The organism is Peribacillus simplex NBRC 15720 = DSM 1321 (assembly GCF_002243645.1).
Classification (GTDB): domain Bacteria; phylum Bacillota; class Bacilli; order Bacillales; family DSM-1321; genus Peribacillus; species Peribacillus simplex.
In genome coordinates this window covers 5,314,333-5,330,402 of the sequence record NZ_CP017704.1, presented here as the reverse complement: position 1 = coordinate 5,330,402, position 16,070 = coordinate 5,314,333, and the positions used below count along the sequence as shown (strand labels likewise).

At 37.0% G+C, this 16,070-nt stretch carries 16 protein-coding genes and 1 pseudogene; 1 reads left to right on the top strand and 16 read right to left on the bottom strand.

From position 1 onward, the window contains the following. Positions 1–257: 257 nt before the first annotated feature. From BS1321_RS25735 to BS1321_RS25700, 8 genes are all read right to left on the bottom strand, one after another. Positions 258–1,037: a hypothetical protein gene (locus BS1321_RS25735; protein ID WP_063233689.1), complete on the bottom strand. Its 780-nt coding sequence runs from the start codon at positions 1,035–1,037 to the stop codon at positions 258–260. A 613-nt stretch (positions 1,038–1,650) separates the two neighbouring features. Further along, positions 1,651–2,076, bottom strand: a complete 426-nt coding sequence (locus BS1321_RS25730; protein WP_063233688.1) for a VOC family protein — start codon at positions 2,074–2,076, stop codon at positions 1,651–1,653. A gap of 438 nt (positions 2,077–2,514) precedes the next feature. Further along, positions 2,515–2,943: a DoxX family protein gene (locus BS1321_RS25725; protein ID WP_063233687.1), complete on the bottom strand. Its 429-nt coding sequence runs from the start codon at positions 2,941–2,943 to the stop codon at positions 2,515–2,517. 73 nt (positions 2,944–3,016) lie between these two features. Continuing rightward, positions 3,017–3,871 carry a M56 family metallopeptidase gene (locus BS1321_RS25720; RefSeq protein WP_063233686.1) on the bottom strand — a complete coding sequence of 285 codons (855 nt, stop codon included), beginning with the start codon at positions 3,869–3,871 and terminating at the stop codon, positions 3,017–3,019. Beyond that, complete coding sequence (locus BS1321_RS25715; RefSeq protein ID WP_063233685.1) at positions 3,868–4,284, bottom strand: BlaI/MecI/CopY family transcriptional regulator; 417 nt, start codon at positions 4,282–4,284, stop codon at positions 3,868–3,870. The genes BS1321_RS25720 and BS1321_RS25715 overlap by 4 nt, the downstream gene beginning before the upstream one ends. A gap of 273 nt (positions 4,285–4,557) precedes the next feature. Further along, on the bottom strand, positions 4,558–5,235 hold the full coding sequence (locus BS1321_RS25710) for an NAD(P)H-binding protein (RefSeq protein ID WP_069981714.1): 678 nt from the start codon (positions 5,233–5,235) through the stop codon (positions 4,558–4,560). A gap of 72 nt (positions 5,236–5,307) precedes the next feature. Beyond that, a complete protein-coding gene (locus BS1321_RS25705) occupies positions 5,308–5,880 on the bottom strand; it encodes a histidine phosphatase family protein (RefSeq protein ID WP_063233699.1) in 573 nt (190 codons plus the stop codon). Positions 5,881–5,907: 27 nt separating this feature from the next. Further along, positions 5,908–6,252: an avidin-fold protein gene (locus BS1321_RS25700; RefSeq protein ID WP_063233683.1), complete on the bottom strand. Its 345-nt coding sequence runs from the start codon at positions 6,250–6,252 to the stop codon at positions 5,908–5,910. Positions 6,253–6,493: 241 nt separating this feature from the next. Here BS1321_RS25700 and BS1321_RS25695 point away from each other — a divergent pair, with 241 nt between their 5' ends. Beyond that, positions 6,494–7,015, top strand: a complete 522-nt coding sequence (locus tag BS1321_RS25695) for a DUF2179 domain-containing protein (protein WP_063233682.1) — start codon at positions 6,494–6,496, stop codon at positions 7,013–7,015. Positions 7,016–7,056: 41 nt separating this feature from the next. Here BS1321_RS25695 and BS1321_RS25690 read toward each other — a convergent pair. The 8 genes and pseudogenes from BS1321_RS25690 to glgB form a co-directional block, all read right to left on the bottom strand. Continuing rightward, positions 7,057–7,334: pseudogene (locus BS1321_RS25690) on the bottom strand (HNH endonuclease). Between the two features lie 15 nt (positions 7,335–7,349). Then, positions 7,350–7,754, bottom strand: a complete 405-nt coding sequence (locus tag BS1321_RS25685; RefSeq protein ID WP_063233681.1) for a hypothetical protein — start codon at positions 7,752–7,754, stop codon at positions 7,350–7,352. 63 nt (positions 7,755–7,817) lie between these two features. Continuing rightward, positions 7,818–8,573 (bottom strand): exodeoxyribonuclease III, encoded by a 756-nt coding sequence (locus BS1321_RS25680; RefSeq protein WP_063233680.1) that lies wholly within the window; start codon positions 8,571–8,573, stop codon positions 7,818–7,820. 75 nt (positions 8,574–8,648) lie between these two features. Beyond that, positions 8,649–10,154 (bottom strand): cardiolipin synthase, encoded by a 1,506-nt coding sequence (gene cls / locus BS1321_RS25675; protein ID WP_063233679.1) that lies wholly within the window; start codon positions 10,152–10,154, stop codon positions 8,649–8,651. Between the two features lie 127 nt (positions 10,155–10,281). Further along, positions 10,282–11,718 (bottom strand): glycogen synthase GlgA, encoded by a 1,437-nt coding sequence (gene glgA, locus BS1321_RS25670; protein ID WP_063233678.1) that lies wholly within the window; start codon positions 11,716–11,718, stop codon positions 10,282–10,284. A 16-nt stretch (positions 11,719–11,734) separates the two neighbouring features. Continuing rightward, positions 11,735–12,841, bottom strand: a complete 1,107-nt coding sequence (gene glgD / locus BS1321_RS25665; RefSeq protein ID WP_063233677.1) for a glucose-1-phosphate adenylyltransferase subunit GlgD — start codon at positions 12,839–12,841, stop codon at positions 11,735–11,737. Positions 12,842–12,858: 17 nt separating this feature from the next. Next, entirely contained in the window at positions 12,859–14,025 is a 1,167-nt protein-coding gene (locus tag BS1321_RS25660) for a glucose-1-phosphate adenylyltransferase (protein ID WP_063233676.1), read from the bottom strand. After that, the gene (gene glgB / locus BS1321_RS25655; protein ID WP_063233675.1) at positions 14,025–15,965 is read right to left on the bottom strand and encodes a 1,4-alpha-glucan branching protein GlgB; all 1,941 of its coding nucleotides are present in this window, start codon (positions 15,963–15,965) and stop codon (positions 14,025–14,027) included. Before glgB ends, BS1321_RS25660 begins: the two co-directional genes overlap by 1 nt. Positions 15,966–16,070: the final 105 nt, after the last annotated feature.

Here is a 16,070-nt window from a genome sequence, read left to right as displayed (position 1 = left end):
TTTAAACGTCTCAAATTTAGGTGCCAAATGAACAAAGGCACCTTTTCGTTCATTTGGATCTGTTTATTTAAAATGAACAAACGATGGAATCAAAAAAAGAATGATCAATAGTCTAAATTAACAATGGTTCGGCCCTATTAACTCCAAAATTCCCGAGCGCTTTTGATCCTAACAATCGATTCGCCTAAAACACGGTATTACCCTAGGATTTTCGTTAAGTTTGATTTGGAAATAATCTTCATATATTTAAACACTTTTCATTTACCTTTGTTGCTCTTTCTAAAATTATCGTAATCAGTCTTAATGTAATGAAATACCTTCGCGTTGCCATTATGGTCTGGATGAGTTATTTTTAATAACCCTTTATATTCTGCTAATACTTCTTTACTGCTCGCCATTTTAGAGAGCCCTAATTTTTTACTATAATCATTTGATTGAGTAGTGGAGTCAATATTGTAATTGTTTCTGATGTTTTCTTTTAATTTTATCAATTCATTACGTAATTCAATATTTTCTTTTAATAAATCCTTTGTTTCAATTTGTAATTCACTTTTTTCATTCTTTAGAATGGCAACTTCCTTTTTGAACATATCCCTTTGCTGAATCAATATTCTTTTTGCAGTCTCATGAAGTTCTTCGATTCCTTCTATATGCTTATCTTGAGCTTGTATTTTTAATTTTAATCGGTGTATGATTTCGTCCTTATTTTGATCTATAATATCATTTATAGCCATCTTTGAAGCTGTGTCATCGCTTATGTATCCAGTGCTCCTCTTTCCGTTTCCCGCGTATTTAATCTTACCTTCACGAAGCCAGCGCCTAACAGTTTGTACACTATTACTTTCTGTTACTCCTGCATCTTTTAACATTTCAAATGCTTGATCTGTGTCCTCCATTATGTATCCAGTTTTTCTATTTCCGTTTCCTCCCTCATATTTAATCTTACCTTCACGAAGCCAGCGTCTAACAGTTTGTATACTACTGCTTTCTGTTACTCCTGCATCCTTTAACAGGTTGAAAGCTTGATCTGTGTTCACGTTGTTCCCCCCTTTTCCCTTATTACGCAATGTAAAGTTACTCCGAATGATATTAGCCTATTAAAAGAAGGAATATATTTTACAAAGAATGCGGCTAATTTGTATGTCAATGTTTTAAATAATAGCATAGCCATTTTCTAAACAAAGAACAAATAGATGAAGAATATATGACGAATATCACAGAGAGATAACGATAAGGTTTCAAAGTTAAAAGTGTGGAACCAGAAAAAAATTATCGGTAACCACGTAAATCATGATACCAATAGTGGAGTTCGGTTATTAAGAGCAATATATATACATTCGGATTGAATCCAGGATCTAGGGACAGTGAGAATGAACGCCTACATTATTTATAAAAGTGATGTTATCTTACATGCTATCCTACCGTGCGGGATGATCTTTGGTTGCATATGAAAAGAGATAAGAATCATACCTATAATTCCATAAGAAGGACCGCAAGCAAAACGTGGATGCACAACGTTAAGGATATTCCAATATTAAAAATCCCAATCTCTCAGTGATATAAATGAGAAATTGGGATTTATTTATTCAACAAATAACAGTTGCAACTAATAGTCACCGAAACAGCTGCTATTTTTTTAACTTGAGAAAATTATTGTTGACCCTCTGTATAAATTTGAAAGGTTACACCGAATTTGTCTGATACAATCCCATAAGCAGGGCTGAAAAAAGCTTCCTGCAGCGGCATTTTCACTTCTCCACCTTGCGACAAAGTTTCAAAGATTCGTTTTGATTTTTCAATATCGTTGATTGAAATACAGATCGTGACTTGATCTCCAGATTGACTGGTTTGACCTGGAAAAGTATCGGAAAACATGAGGTCCGTTTCCCCAACCTTTAACATTGCGTGTGCCACAAGATCCTTTGCTTCTTCTGGCAGAGGAAATTCCGGGTTTTCTGGCATTTCTCCAAAGGATTGATTAAAAAGGACTTTTGCATCCAATGCTTTTTCATAAAATTGGATCGCTTCCTTCGCATTTCCGTTCATCATTAAATATGGAGATAATCGCATGGTCATAATTAAATAGCTCCTTTTGCTTTAATTTTTTTTACAAAGCTTGAAAGATTTCCAAGCTTCCTTTTGGACTGGTCAGTGGCAATAACCACTATACCATTATTACCCATGATTGTATTTTATAACAAGGAACATGTGTTCGTCAATGAAAAATTAATGAAAACTATCAATTTTTTTGTTTGTTAACGATTGAATTGAAAATTTCAAGGTTATTGGTTCAAGTATTGTCATTTCGCAAAGTATGTCACGTTACTGCAGTCATGGAAAACTTCTTTTGATAACCAAAATCTGCTTTGATTTATTTTCGGTTTTTCAAATCATGAAGCCACTTCAAATAAGAACAAGGTGAAATGAAAAAGGCATGACCCCAGTGATTGCCGGTTTCATGCCTCAAGATTGTCAAAAAAAGTGTTTAATTTTTTGTGCTATCGTTTATTAATATTAACTTGCTATCATTTCTGAATCTTGTCTTTTTTTAAGGTTAGGTAACTTAGAGTCTATAGATAGGAATCGGCTTCCATTCAATACTAGGTGAAGTGCAATAATCATAAGAACGAGATCCAGTTCGTACCCTGTACCTTCTCCATTCCCCATAAAACCTGCTGGGAATTTCACATAAACAATTGCACCAGCCATGATGAATACAAGGAGAGCAGAAATTATTCTTGTCCCAAGACCTATAATTAAAGCAATTCCTCCAACCAATTCAATAATACCGACTACATAGGCCATAAATCCCGGAATGCCTATACTTTGAAACCATCCTGAAGTGTTATCCAATCCACCCTTGAATTTTGACAAACCATGCAAGAAAAATGAAATTCCCAACATAACTCTTAATAAAAAGGTACCAATCTCTTGTTTATTCATGACATATCTCCTTTTGTTTTATTTTACACTACAAAGTGTAGTGTAAAGTGGTAAAAAAATCAAGTGAAAGTCATCAGACAATCACTATAGTCATTCCCAAAAGTATAACCAAAACATAAATAGAAACAAAAATCGTGGTTGTTTCAGCTCTCAAAGGAATTGTTTTATGGGGATGAATTAATTGCTGAAGTCTATAGTTAACCGATTCATTGGAGAAATGGACAAGAACAGGAGATGATTTATCAGTGCAACCATGTTTAATTAACTTCAACAAAGCGGTACTTATGCCTAATTCAGTCCCCATTTTATTAATTGCATTTTCGTCGGCTGATAATTCACTTATTATTTTGTAATTTTTATGACACCATTTTGTCAGTGGGACAAACCATAACGCATCTGAGATCAACTGTAAAATAAAAATTACCAGTGGATCATATTTTTTTTGGTGAAAGGCTTCATGCTCTACTACCGCTTCTAGCTCATCAATATCCAATAATTGAATTAAACCTGTACTTAACACAATGAAAGGCCGCCTGAAACCAAGCGTAAACGCAAGAGGTTGTTCAGTGTTCACAACTAAGATATCATTGTTGATCCGATTGAATGTTTCATTTATAGACCTTGTCATATCAATGTTTTTGGAAAGAAAAAGCTTTTGTTTAAACCTTCTGGATAAGAAATATTGCTCTGCAATTTTGAATAAGGCGCTCAATATACTATAGGATATTATTATACTGAGCAGGGTGACGACCACAAAGTAGTATACTGAATCTTCCTTAAATAAACTAAAACAAAATTTAAAAAAATTGGCTTTAATATTCACACCAAAAAAGATGTGTACCAAAAAAGCTCCCATTTGGCACCATACTACACAGGCAATTAAAAGACTCAGGCTTATCACAAAATAAGACTTTCTCTTCCAAATCATAATTTATCCTTTTTTAACGATTGAATTTTTTGTTCCAATTTTTCAATTAAACCTTGGTCAGCGTCTTTCATGGCATCCAGCATATGGCTTATGACCGCTCCACCAAATTCATCCAGCAAATTCTCAGTCAGTTTCTTTGACTGCTCTTCTAAAAACTCTGCTTTGGACTGAACCGGGCGAAATAATGAAAGCCTTCCTTCAGACCTCTTTTCAAGAATGCCTTTTTCTACTAAACGATTCATGACGGTCATTACTGTGTTGAAATTGATAGGTTTGTCAAGTTCCAATGATTGCTGAACCGATTTAATGCTCTGTTCATCTTTATCCCATAAATATTCCATTATATTAGCTTCCAATGGACCAAAGAAACGATTGAGTCCAACTTCATCATATTTAAAATTTTTAATATTCATCCTTTACCACCTCCCACTACAAATTGTAGTGGAAATCCTTGTTACAATCAAGTTTCATCCAGAAGATTAGTATCATGGATTTCTCTAGATTGACTTTAAATGCTTTTCAAGACCCTATTGACCTTGCTTTACCAAGTTCTTCTGGTTCTCCACCTCTATTACACCCCACTACCTTTTTTCAGAAGCAAATGTTCATCCGTTCCTTTTTCCTTTTAAGCTGGGATCAAACCTTGCTTTCAAATTAAAAAACGAGCCTATTGGAGGCTCGTTTCACTAATTAATAGTAACTCTTTGTGCAAGTTTCTCTATTTCATCAGAATTATAAAAATGATATCCTTTTGCCGTCGTTTGGGCCGCAGCGTACATTGCAGCAGCTACTTTTTTTGCTTCTATTGCACGATATGGGCGTAAAGGGCCCACAAAGACAAATTTTGCAAAAGTACTTAGCAGCCCAGAAATCTTTTCACCTGCCCTGAATTCCTTGCGTTCTCCAAGAAGTAAGGAAGGGCGGAATATATGTACAGTATTCAATTCCAGGTGTTGAAGTGTTCCTTCCACATCGCCCTTAACACGACTGTAGAAGAACTTTGATTTGGAATTGGCTCCCATGGCCGTTATGACGAGTAATTTTTCAACATTGGATGTCTTCACCATTTTAGCGGCTTCGATTAGATAGTCATAATCAACTTTACGAAATGCTTCCTTCGTTTTAGCCTTTTTGATCGTTGTACCCAAACAAATGAAAACATCTGAGACGTTGAACAAATCGGCATACTTGGATAAATTTTCGAAATTCACAACATGTACTGTGCACTTGTGCTCCGTGAATTTCATTTCCCTTCTTGTCAGCAAATGGATTTCTCTATAAATTTTGCTGTTGCTTATTTCTTTAACCAAATGGGTGCCGACCACACCTGTAGCCCCTAAAATCAATGCCGTCTTATTAGTCATGATTTCCTTCTTTCTATAATTAGCTCCTCAATATCAACCATATTTATTTTAACTCTAATCAAGTTAATAGGACTAAGATAAATGATTCACTTGATTGAAATCATCAATTATCCAAGAATCGACTTCAAATCTAATCGTACTCAAACATGCATTGAACAAGCGCATTTCGTTGGATACGATTGACTCGTTTGACATCAAGCGCAAAATAAAATGAATGACGGCTCCATGAGCAACAAGTATTACTTTCTTCTCAGGATACTCCTTCTGGATTTTCTGGAGCCCATTCATCAGCCTGTTTCGTAAAGATTCCTGATTTTCCTGACCAGGATATTCTTTATCCACAAATGCTGACTCCCTTTCAGCTGCTGTCATTCCTTCAGCGACGCCAAAATTCTTTTCAATGAATTCCATTTTTTCAATAACCGGGACTTCAATATTTTGCGAAATGATATCTGCCGTCTCCCTTGCCCTTTTTAGAGGGCTCGAAATAACCACATCCCAAGAAGCCTCTTTTGACAAAAATTCACCACATTGCCGTGCCTGTATCTTTCCTAGTTCATTTAAAGGAATATCAGTTTGCCCCTGCAGTTTCCCTAATGCATTCCAATCTGTTTGACCATGCCGCACTAAACAGATAGTAGTAATTGTCCTCAAACCCTTCTATTTAGATTGTTATTTTTTCACTTCTTCAATGATGGAGTGCCCTTCACTCTGTTCAAGGTCTGACCATTTCCATTTTTCGTGCAAGCGTATCCTTCCATCTGGCAACATTTCAGGGGTGGAAAGACAGCTGCCTCCTCTAATTTCTCCTTTTTCATTGATATGATTATACCTGAATTCTAGGGACCCATCCATATTGACAAGTCCTATTAAAGTCCCTTTAACAATGTCTCCACCATGATAACTTGCTGAAAGAATTGAGCCTTCTTGTGAATAGTGGAAAGAAGTATGTCCTGATACTTCTCCATTTTCAGAATTGACTTTAGCTTTGAATATCCGACCATCATAATTAAACATCATCATTCCCCCATATGGATTAATAAGGATAATGATACCAAATTAATTAAAAAAAGAATATTGAAAAATCTTATAGAATCTTAATTCAGTGTCAATTTAAATGCCACAAAAAATACATAATATTCCCCATTGAATTCCCCTATTATGTTGTGGTTAGATTATGGAAGATGTTACTTATGGAATGAACAGTCTCCAAGTAGAAACGTCTAATCAAACTGGAAGATGTTGGTGAGGTGCTCAATTGAAAGAAATACTTCTGATTCTACTATTACAACTTATTTATGTTCCGATTTACACGTTGCGAACCATTTTCTTAGTAAAAAATATTACCATACTTGCCTCGATACTGGGTATCGCAGAAATGTTAATATACGTTTTTGGATTATCCCTAGTATTTGGCGGTGACCAAAGCATACTCGCCATGGTTGTATATGCAGTCGGTTTTGGAATCGGAATAATTTTTGGTACGAAAATTGAGCAAAAACTTGCCATCGGTTTTATTAATGTGACCGTTAATACTCAAACCAAAAATGAACAGTTGGTAGATACATTGAGGAACAACGGATTTGGTGTAACTCTTTATACGGGCGAGGGCAGGGATAGCAACCGTTATCGGATGGAAATCTTGACAAAACGCAATCGGGAACAAGAATTGATAGCAACTGTTGAAAAGTTTGAACCTAAGGCTTTCATCATTTCATATGAACCACGTTATTTTAAAGGTGGATTTTTATTGGATCGATTGAAAAATAAAGCAAGTTGAATGAAATACAAAAGCCCATCTTTTTAAGATGGGCTTTTGCATTATTTCGTTTTTGACTTTCTAATCTTTACTACCCTCGTTACTGGTTGTTTTTTAATCCACTTTAAATATTTTTTTAATGCTTCATCATCTTTTAGCAAAAGCACGGTATATAGTCGATGGCAATCTCTCGGTTTGAATATAGTGCGTGAATCTGTTTATGACATGGTTTACAGAGATAGGCTATTGGTAAAAGGCTACCGCCTAATTCTCTAGGTGTTAAATGATGGATTGTAAGTTCTATCTCGCCCCTGTCACAAAGCTCACAAGTACCTTTCATCTCGTTACTAGTCGGTCAAGGCTTAACTGATTTTCCTTCTTCAACAATATGAAACATCAAATGGGCAAGATGGTGGATCGGTCCATACTCTTCATTGTCATCATCTTCTTCATCTTCCACTTCCACTTCATCCATGCCTTGTAAATAAAGTGCCATGAACTCATAAAAATCATTTTTAGTAAAGGAGTAACAATCACTTGGATCCTGATTATCTTCTTCATACTGTAAAACTAGATGGGATAAATCACCCTCATCATTTTCAGCATCAAAAAAAACGAAATACCCGATATTTGTATCCAGTTCAAATAATCTGCGGAAACCGCGAGATGTTGATTTTTCAAACTCAGCCGACGTCAATTTTTGCACTTGCATGCTGTCTACATTATCTTCTTGATGAAAGCCCACGATAAATGTATTCATAATCTAACCTCCTGTTGAATATGGATAACCATTAGTATCCCCATTTTACCGAATTTATTCGATTTAGAGGTTTGTTTCCAAGACAACAGGGCAATGGTCACTGCCCATGACATCGCAGTGAATGTTAGCCTCTATTAAAGAATCCGCCATACGTTTAGAAACAATGAAATAATCGATTCTCCACCCGATATTCCGCTCTCTTACTTTTGCCATATATGACCACCAAGTATAGGCACCTTCCTGGTCCGGATAAAAATGACGAAATGTATCGATAAACCCTGCATCAAGTAATTCAGTCATCTTACCGCGTTCTTCATTAGTGAAACCGGAATTACCAATATTGGGTTTCGGGTTTTTCAAGTCGATTTCCTGATGTGCGACATTGAGGTCCCCACAAAAGATAACTGGCTTCACCAAGTCCAGTTCTCTAAGATAATCTATCATCCCATCTTCCCATTCGAGACGATAATCAAGCCTTGATAAATCCCTTTTTGCATTTGGTGTATAAACATTCACCATATAGAAATTCTCGAATTCCAGTGTTATGATCCTACCTTCCGGCTCCTCGTCTAGCTCCCCTACGCCATATTTCACTGTAAGCGGTTTTTCCTTTGTGAAAATGGCCGTACCTGAATATCCTTTTTTCAATGCATAATTCCAATATTGATGGTACCCTTCCAACTCAAGTGAAATCTGCCCTTCTTGAAGCTTAGTTTCTTGAAGGCAAAAAATATCTGCATCCACATCTTTAAAGTAATCTAAAAATCCTTTTTTAACACAAGCTCTAATTCCATTCACATTCCAGGAAACCAATTTCATAATCTCTTTAATTCTCCTTATGGCCAATTAATTTATTTACATTTCAACTATACTATTTATCTGCTTTTTTTCCCATTAGAGTACATTCGAAAACAATCTGGCAAATGATTCTTTTGAACGTTCCAGTAAACCACGATTGTTATACCCGATAGGATCTAGTTTGTCACTATCAATCATATCCTCTTTGTAATGAGTGACAAGATCATCAATTGTACGGCTGCCCATAAGAAAGACATTCACTTCGAAATTCAGATGAAAACTCCTCATATCCATGTTTGCCGTTCCTATGGAAGCCATATCACCATCAACGATAATAAGTTTCTGATGTAGAAAACCTTTTTTATATGAGTATACCTCTACACCGAATTGAAGTAGCTCCCCGAAATAGGAACGACTGCCATATTGCGTTAAAAATCCATCATTTATTGCCGGAACCATAAGCCTAACTTGTATCCCCTTAATTGCGGCATGTTTAATTGCTGCTTTAATCGCTTGATTGGGTACGAAGTATGGACTTGCAATCCAGATTGATTCAGTCGCGCTAGTGATAAGTGAATAGTAAAAATCACTCATGATTCCCTGTTGTGTATCAGGACCGCTAGCCACCACCTGGACAGCTCCATCCCCTTGTTCCACTGTATTCTTGAATTCTGGACGTTCTTGCAATACATCTTCCCCACTGACATATTCCCAATCCAAAAGGAAAACAGTATGAAGCATAAATACCGCTTCACCTTTAAGGACCATGTGTGTATCTCTCCAAAATCCGATGTTTTTATTTCGTCCTAAATATTCCTCTCCTACGTTTAAACCTCCCACAAAGCCAACTTCTCCATCAATGATGATAATTTTACGGTGATTCCTAAAATTAAACTTTTGATTGAAAAAACCTTGTTTCAATGGGGAAAATGGATAAGCTTTTATCCCTGCATTTCTCATTCGTTTAACTTCATTATTTGAAAGGCTTAAACTACCGGCCGCATCAAAAATAAATAAAACTTCCACTCCATTTTTTGCTTTTTCAATAAGGATATCTATAATTTCAGTGCCAAGCCTATCGGAACGAAAAATATAATATTCAATATGGATGAATTTTTCAGCTTTTTTTAACTGTTTAATGATTTCTGTAAACGTTTCTTTACCATTTTTCAATACTTCTGTTTGCGATGATGTACTAATGGTGGTTTCAGATGCATTTTTGGCAAAAGCTGCGAATGATTGCTGATGATTATTCAAGAACGATAAATCTGGCGATGATACCTGTGTGACAAGACTCTTCCATTCTTCGCGATCTTTTTTCCTTTTACTTCGAAATAAATACCCTTTTAGATAGAGCTGACCTGAGAATAGATAAAATACATATCCAAATACCGGGAAAAACAAAAGCACATACATCCATAAAAGGGTCTCGTGGGCAAATCTATTTTCCAGCATGAGTGAAATCATGGTAATAAACATGACAAAAATATATAATCCAATAAAAAATAGCTTCACGTCGAAGCTAACATGAGTGAACAGGATCATATAAACTGCAGTAATTAAAATAAATAAAAATACAAATTCCATTCTTCTTCTTTTCATCTTTTCATTCTCCTACACAGCAATATTATATATATATCTAAACATATACCCATATTTGATGGTAAAAGAAACAAAACACTCACGAAAACAGTATTCGCAAGTGTTTTGTGTATTACCTATCCAATTATCACTTCATGACAGGAATCAAACTTTCATATAGCTCAATATACTTTAAGGAAGATGATGTCCAACTGAAGTCTAACTTCATTGCACTTTCGGCCATATTCCTCCATCTTTTCGGCTGGAATTTGTACAGACCAACAGATTGCTCAATTGTATGAAGCATATCGTGTGCATTATAATTGGTAAAACTGAAGCCATTACCTTTACCAGTAAATTGATTATAAGGTATGACCGTATCACGAAGTCCGCCAGTTTCCCTCACTAAAGGCAGAGTGCCATAACGGAGCGCTAAGAGCTGGCCGATACCACATGGTTCGAATTGTGACGGCATCAGGAATAAATCTGAACCGGCATATATCCGTCTTGCTAAACCTTCATCAAAATATGTATTGACTGATACCTGATTTGGATATTGGTCAGCTAAATGGCGAAATGCCGATTCATATTGCTCATCACCTGTACCTAATAGAATGAATTGAACACCTTGGTTCATCATTTCATGAAAAACATGGAGAATAAGATCGATTCCTTTTTGATCAACAAGCCTGGTCACCATTGATATAACTGGAACCCCATCATTGACAGGAAGATCCAGCGATTCCTGTAGCTGACGTTTATTCTCCATCTTACCCTCATAGCAATCGAATGGAACAGCAAGATGTTCATCTGTCGCAGGATTATATTCCTCATAATCGATTCCGTTGATTATCCCTTTAAGGTCACCATTTCTTTTGCGTAAAAACCCATCCAAATTTTCCCCAAAATAGGGACTCTGAATTTCTTCCGCATAGCTTGGGCTTACAGTTGTGACTTTGTTAGAGAAAGCTAAGCCGGCTTTCAAATAACTGACATTTCCATGGAATTCAAGACCATCGATATTAAAATATAACTCACTCAAATCCAGTAATTCTGCTAAAACAACTTTAGGATAAACTCCTTGATAGCGTAAATTATGTATGGTAAATATCGTTTTAATATCCTGATAGAAAGGATGGTTATGATAATGAGCTTTCAGCAAAACGCTGACAAGGCCCGTTTGCCAATCATGACAGTGTATGACATCCGGCTTTTCTTCTAAATAGGGTAAAGCCTCTAAAATTGCACGGGAAAAGAAGGCGAACCTTTCGCCATCATCAAAGAAACCATAACTCCCATGCCTTTTGAAGTAATATTCATTATCCAGGAAATAATATGTAATCCCATTAGCAACAAGTTTTTCAATGCCACAAAATTGCTGGCGCCAACCAACAGGAACTTCGATGCTCGTCAAATGTTTCAGTTCCTGTTTGTATTGGTTAGGTAGATCCCCGTATTTAGGAAGGATGACACTTACATGGACTCCCTGTTTTTTCAGCGCTTTCGGGAGCGCGCCTATAACGTCTCCGAGCCCTCCCGTTTTTATAAAAGGGGCGCATTCTGAAGCAGCAAATACAACATTCATTGCCGCACCTCCTCTATTAAATTACTTCCGCTTTTTTTATTACAGTAGGCTGTTTTAAACCAATAACTGATTTTTCACTAGTAATTCTCACTTCTTTATCAGTTATGGTATTTTCAACGATAGCTCCTTCTTCAATCACGCCTTTTTGCATGATGATGCTATTCTTTATAATCGCACCCTTTTTCACCTTTACCCCACGGAAAAGTATACTGTTTTCGACAGTTCCTTCAATATCACACCCATTGGCTATCAATGAATTGGTAACCTTCGAAGAACTTGAATATTTGGTCGGTGCCTCATGTTTGATTTTTGTATAAACATCCCAAGTATCCCCGAAGAAAGAACGGATTACCGAAGGGTTCAAGAAATTCATATTACTGGAATGAAAGCTTTCAATGGAATGGATGAATGGCATATCTCCAGTAAAATTGTAGCCTTTGACTGTAAAACGATGAAGATTGGCTTTCACAGCGTCTTTCAAAAAGTCATATTCCCCACTGGCAACACAGCTTTTGATCAAGTTCACCAATAGCGTTTTACTTATGATGAAGGTTTCTAGACAAACATGGTCACCAGGTCTAGGGATGGTATAAAAGCTAATGTCAGTAATGTCTTCATCCGAATCAACCGAGCATGTGTGATAGATAGGTTTCTCAATCAATTCGCCTACATAATCCTTATATACGACCGTGATATCCGCTTTATGTTTTTTGTGATAATCAAGCACTTCATTAAAATCCAATTTGCATACATGGCTTCCTGGGGAAATGATTACAGTATCTGCCTGTGCACGTTCGAAAAAGCTGAGATGATCATAGAATTGCTTCATATCGCCCGTTACCGTTTCATCCGGATGGATAGGGGGCAAGATATATAAGCCTCCTGAACGCCGATCCAAGTTCCATTCTTTACCCGAGCCAAGATGATCCATAACTGAAAGATACTTTTCTTTTGGAAAAACGGCTACTTTTGATACATCTGCATTAATGAGATTCGACATCGTAAAGTCAATCAAACGGTAGCGCCCGCCAAATGGCACAGATGCCACATTACGGTGAGCAGTCAGATCTTTTAAATGTTGTCTTTCATTGATTAAGTTAATAATACCCAACACATTTTCCATAGCAGCTTCCCCTTTTTCTAGTTAAGAGTGATCTTTTTTTTGTTTGGATTGATAATGGTCTGATTTTCACCAATTAAGGTAATATCGGATGTAACTGCTGAATTGCCTACTACTGCACCATCTTCTATAACACAATTGCTGGCTATGATGCTTCTTTCTATATGAACGTTTTCACCAATCGTAACATTAGGCATGATGACTGAATCTTTTATGGTTGACCCATAGCCCACCTGTACATTATAGGATAAAACTGAATGTTCAATGTTCCCGTGTATCATGCACCCTTCATTGATAAGCGACTGACTGACCTCGGCATCCGGTGATATATATTGCGGCGGATGATTTGCATTGCGGGCAAAAATTTTCCATTGCTGGTCATCCAACTGGAAATTTGGCGTATCCTCCAATAAGTCCATATGGGCCTGCCAAAGGCTTTCGACCGTTCCTACATCTTTCCAATAATCATTAAAACGATAGGCATATAGCTTTTTTCGGTCTTCAAGCATCTTTGGAATGATGTTGCTGCCGAAATCATTGGAAGAATTTTCATCTTTTTCATCGTTTATTAAATACCGTCTTAGGGTCTTCCAATTGAATAGGTAAACTCCCATGGAAGCGAGATTACTCTTTGGATACTTTGGTTTTTCATCAAATTGAGTGATTTTATCATCATCATTGGTATTCATGATTCCGAAACGACTTGCTTCCTGCCACGGCACTTGAATGACAGCTATGGTTGCCTCGGCATTTTTTTCAATGTGATAATCCAGCATTTTACTGTAATCCATCTTATAAATATGGTCACCAGAGAGAATCAGTACATGCTCCGGATCATAGTTATCAATGTATTGGATATTTTGATAAACAGCGTTTGCTGTTCCTTTATACCACTCACCGCCTTCTTTCCCTTGATAAGGGGGAAGAACGGAAACTCCGCCAACATCCAGATCAAGATCCCAAGCTTTGCCATTACCAACGTAATCATTTAGAATCAATGGCTGGTATTGGGTCAGTACCCCAACCGTATCAATACCAGAATGTGTGCAGTTACTTAATGGAAAATCGATGATTCTATATTTACCGCCAAAGGGAACAGCTGGTTTTGCCAAACCGATTGTCAATTCACCTAACCTTGAACCCTGGCCTCCTGCCAATAACATTGCTATCCATTTTTTCGCTCCCATTATTCGTTCACTCTCCCCCGTCTTTTTTTTGTTTGCTTCATAAAAATAGAAATGCCTAATGGAGGTACAGTTATTTCCATGCTGAATGGTTGATTATGGTATGGATCCTTTTTGACATTAATGGGTTCTTCATTGATCTGACCCGATCCTCCGAAAGCTGCTGAATCACTGCTGAAGACCTCTATATATTTACCTTGGGATGGTACACCTATTTGATATTGAGCATGAGCCTGCGCAGAAAAATTACAGACAACAATGCAATAATCGCCTTTGCGTTTACCTTTTCTCATAAAGGTAATGATACTCTGTTTACTATTGTTCGGATCTATCCATTCAAATCCCTCCTGGACATGATCCAGTCTCCAAAGGGAGGAAGTTTGCCTATAAAAATCCTGGAGGGTACGGAAGTAATATGCCTGCTTTTCGTGGGATTCATATTCCAAAAGCAGCCAATCCAATTGTTCCTCATCTTTCCATTCTATGAACTGGCCAAATTCACAGCCCATAAATAGAAGCTTCTTTCCAGGATGAGTCATGTAATACCCAAGGAGTAATCGTAAATTTGCGAATTTCTGCCAATAGTCACCAGGCATCTTATTCAATAATGACTTCTTGCCATGAACCACTTCATCATGTGAAAAGGGCAAGACAAAATTTTCTGAAAAAGCATAGAAAAATGAAAAGGTTAAGAGGCTATGATGATATGGCCTTTCATCCGTTTCAAGTTTCATATAACGAAGAATATCGTTAGTCCATCCCATATTCCATTTGTAATTAAAGCCTAGGCCTCCTACATCGGTAGGAGAAGTTATAAGTGGCCGATCTGTTGCTTCTTCAGCCATCATTAATGCATTGGGATATTTCTTGAAAACCACTTCGTTAAGCTTTTGCAAAAATTGTATGGCTTCCAGGTTTTCCTCACCGCCAAACTGGTTTTTCAGCTTGACTGGCAATGGATTATCATGATTTAAATAAACCATTGACGAAACAGCATCGACACGGACCCCATCAATATGGTATACATCCATCCAAAACATTACATTTGATATAAGGAAACTGACTACTTCCGGTTTGGTAAAATCAAAATTGTATGTCCCCCATAACGGGCGATCTGCTCTAGTATGATCAATTGGTTCATAGAGAGGCGTGCCATCGAAACGGGAAAGTCCATGCGCATCTTTACAAAAATGGGCGGGAACCCAGTCAAGGATTACTCCTATGCCCTTTTGGTGGCAAAGGTTAATTAGATATTTAAAATCTTCCGGTGAACCGTAACGGCTGGTTACGGAATAATAGCCCGTGACCTGGTATCCCCACGATTTATCAAATGGATGTTCCATTATGGCCATGATTTCAATATGTGTAAAACTATTATCAATCACATAATCAACTAATCTATCAGCCAATTCACGGTACGAATAAAATTCGCCATCTTCTTTCTGTTTCCATGTTCCTGGGTGCACTTCATAAATGGACATGGGCTTATGATAAATATTTTCCTTTTTCCTATCGGCTATCCACTTCGAATCTTGCCATTCAAAATTATCCAGCCTTTTAATGACCGAGGCTGTATTTGGTCTGACTTCCGAATAAAAGGCATATGGATCGGCTTTTAGGATACGTTTATTTCCAGGTGTATGTATTTCGTATTTATAGAGTTCCCCTTCTTGTAGTCCTGGTACGAACAACACCCAGATACCTGAACGCTCGATCCGTTTCATCGCATGATCTTTTCCGTCCCAATTATTAAAATTACCGACAACTGAAACTTGCTTGGCATGGGGGGCCCAAACGGTGAAGCGTACTCCTTCAATACCTAATGATGTTACAATGTGTGCCCCAAGCATTTTATAGCTTTCATAAAGGGTGCCTTCATGAAACAAATACAAATCGAAATCGCTTGGATAATTCTCTTGCAGCTGGTCAATAATTGTACTCAATAAAACCCCTCCATCAGTATTAACTCGATAGTATTTTACCCATCCTTCCCCAGTTATTATATATATTCGGTAAAAATGACATTAATCCTTCAAATGGAGGTGAAT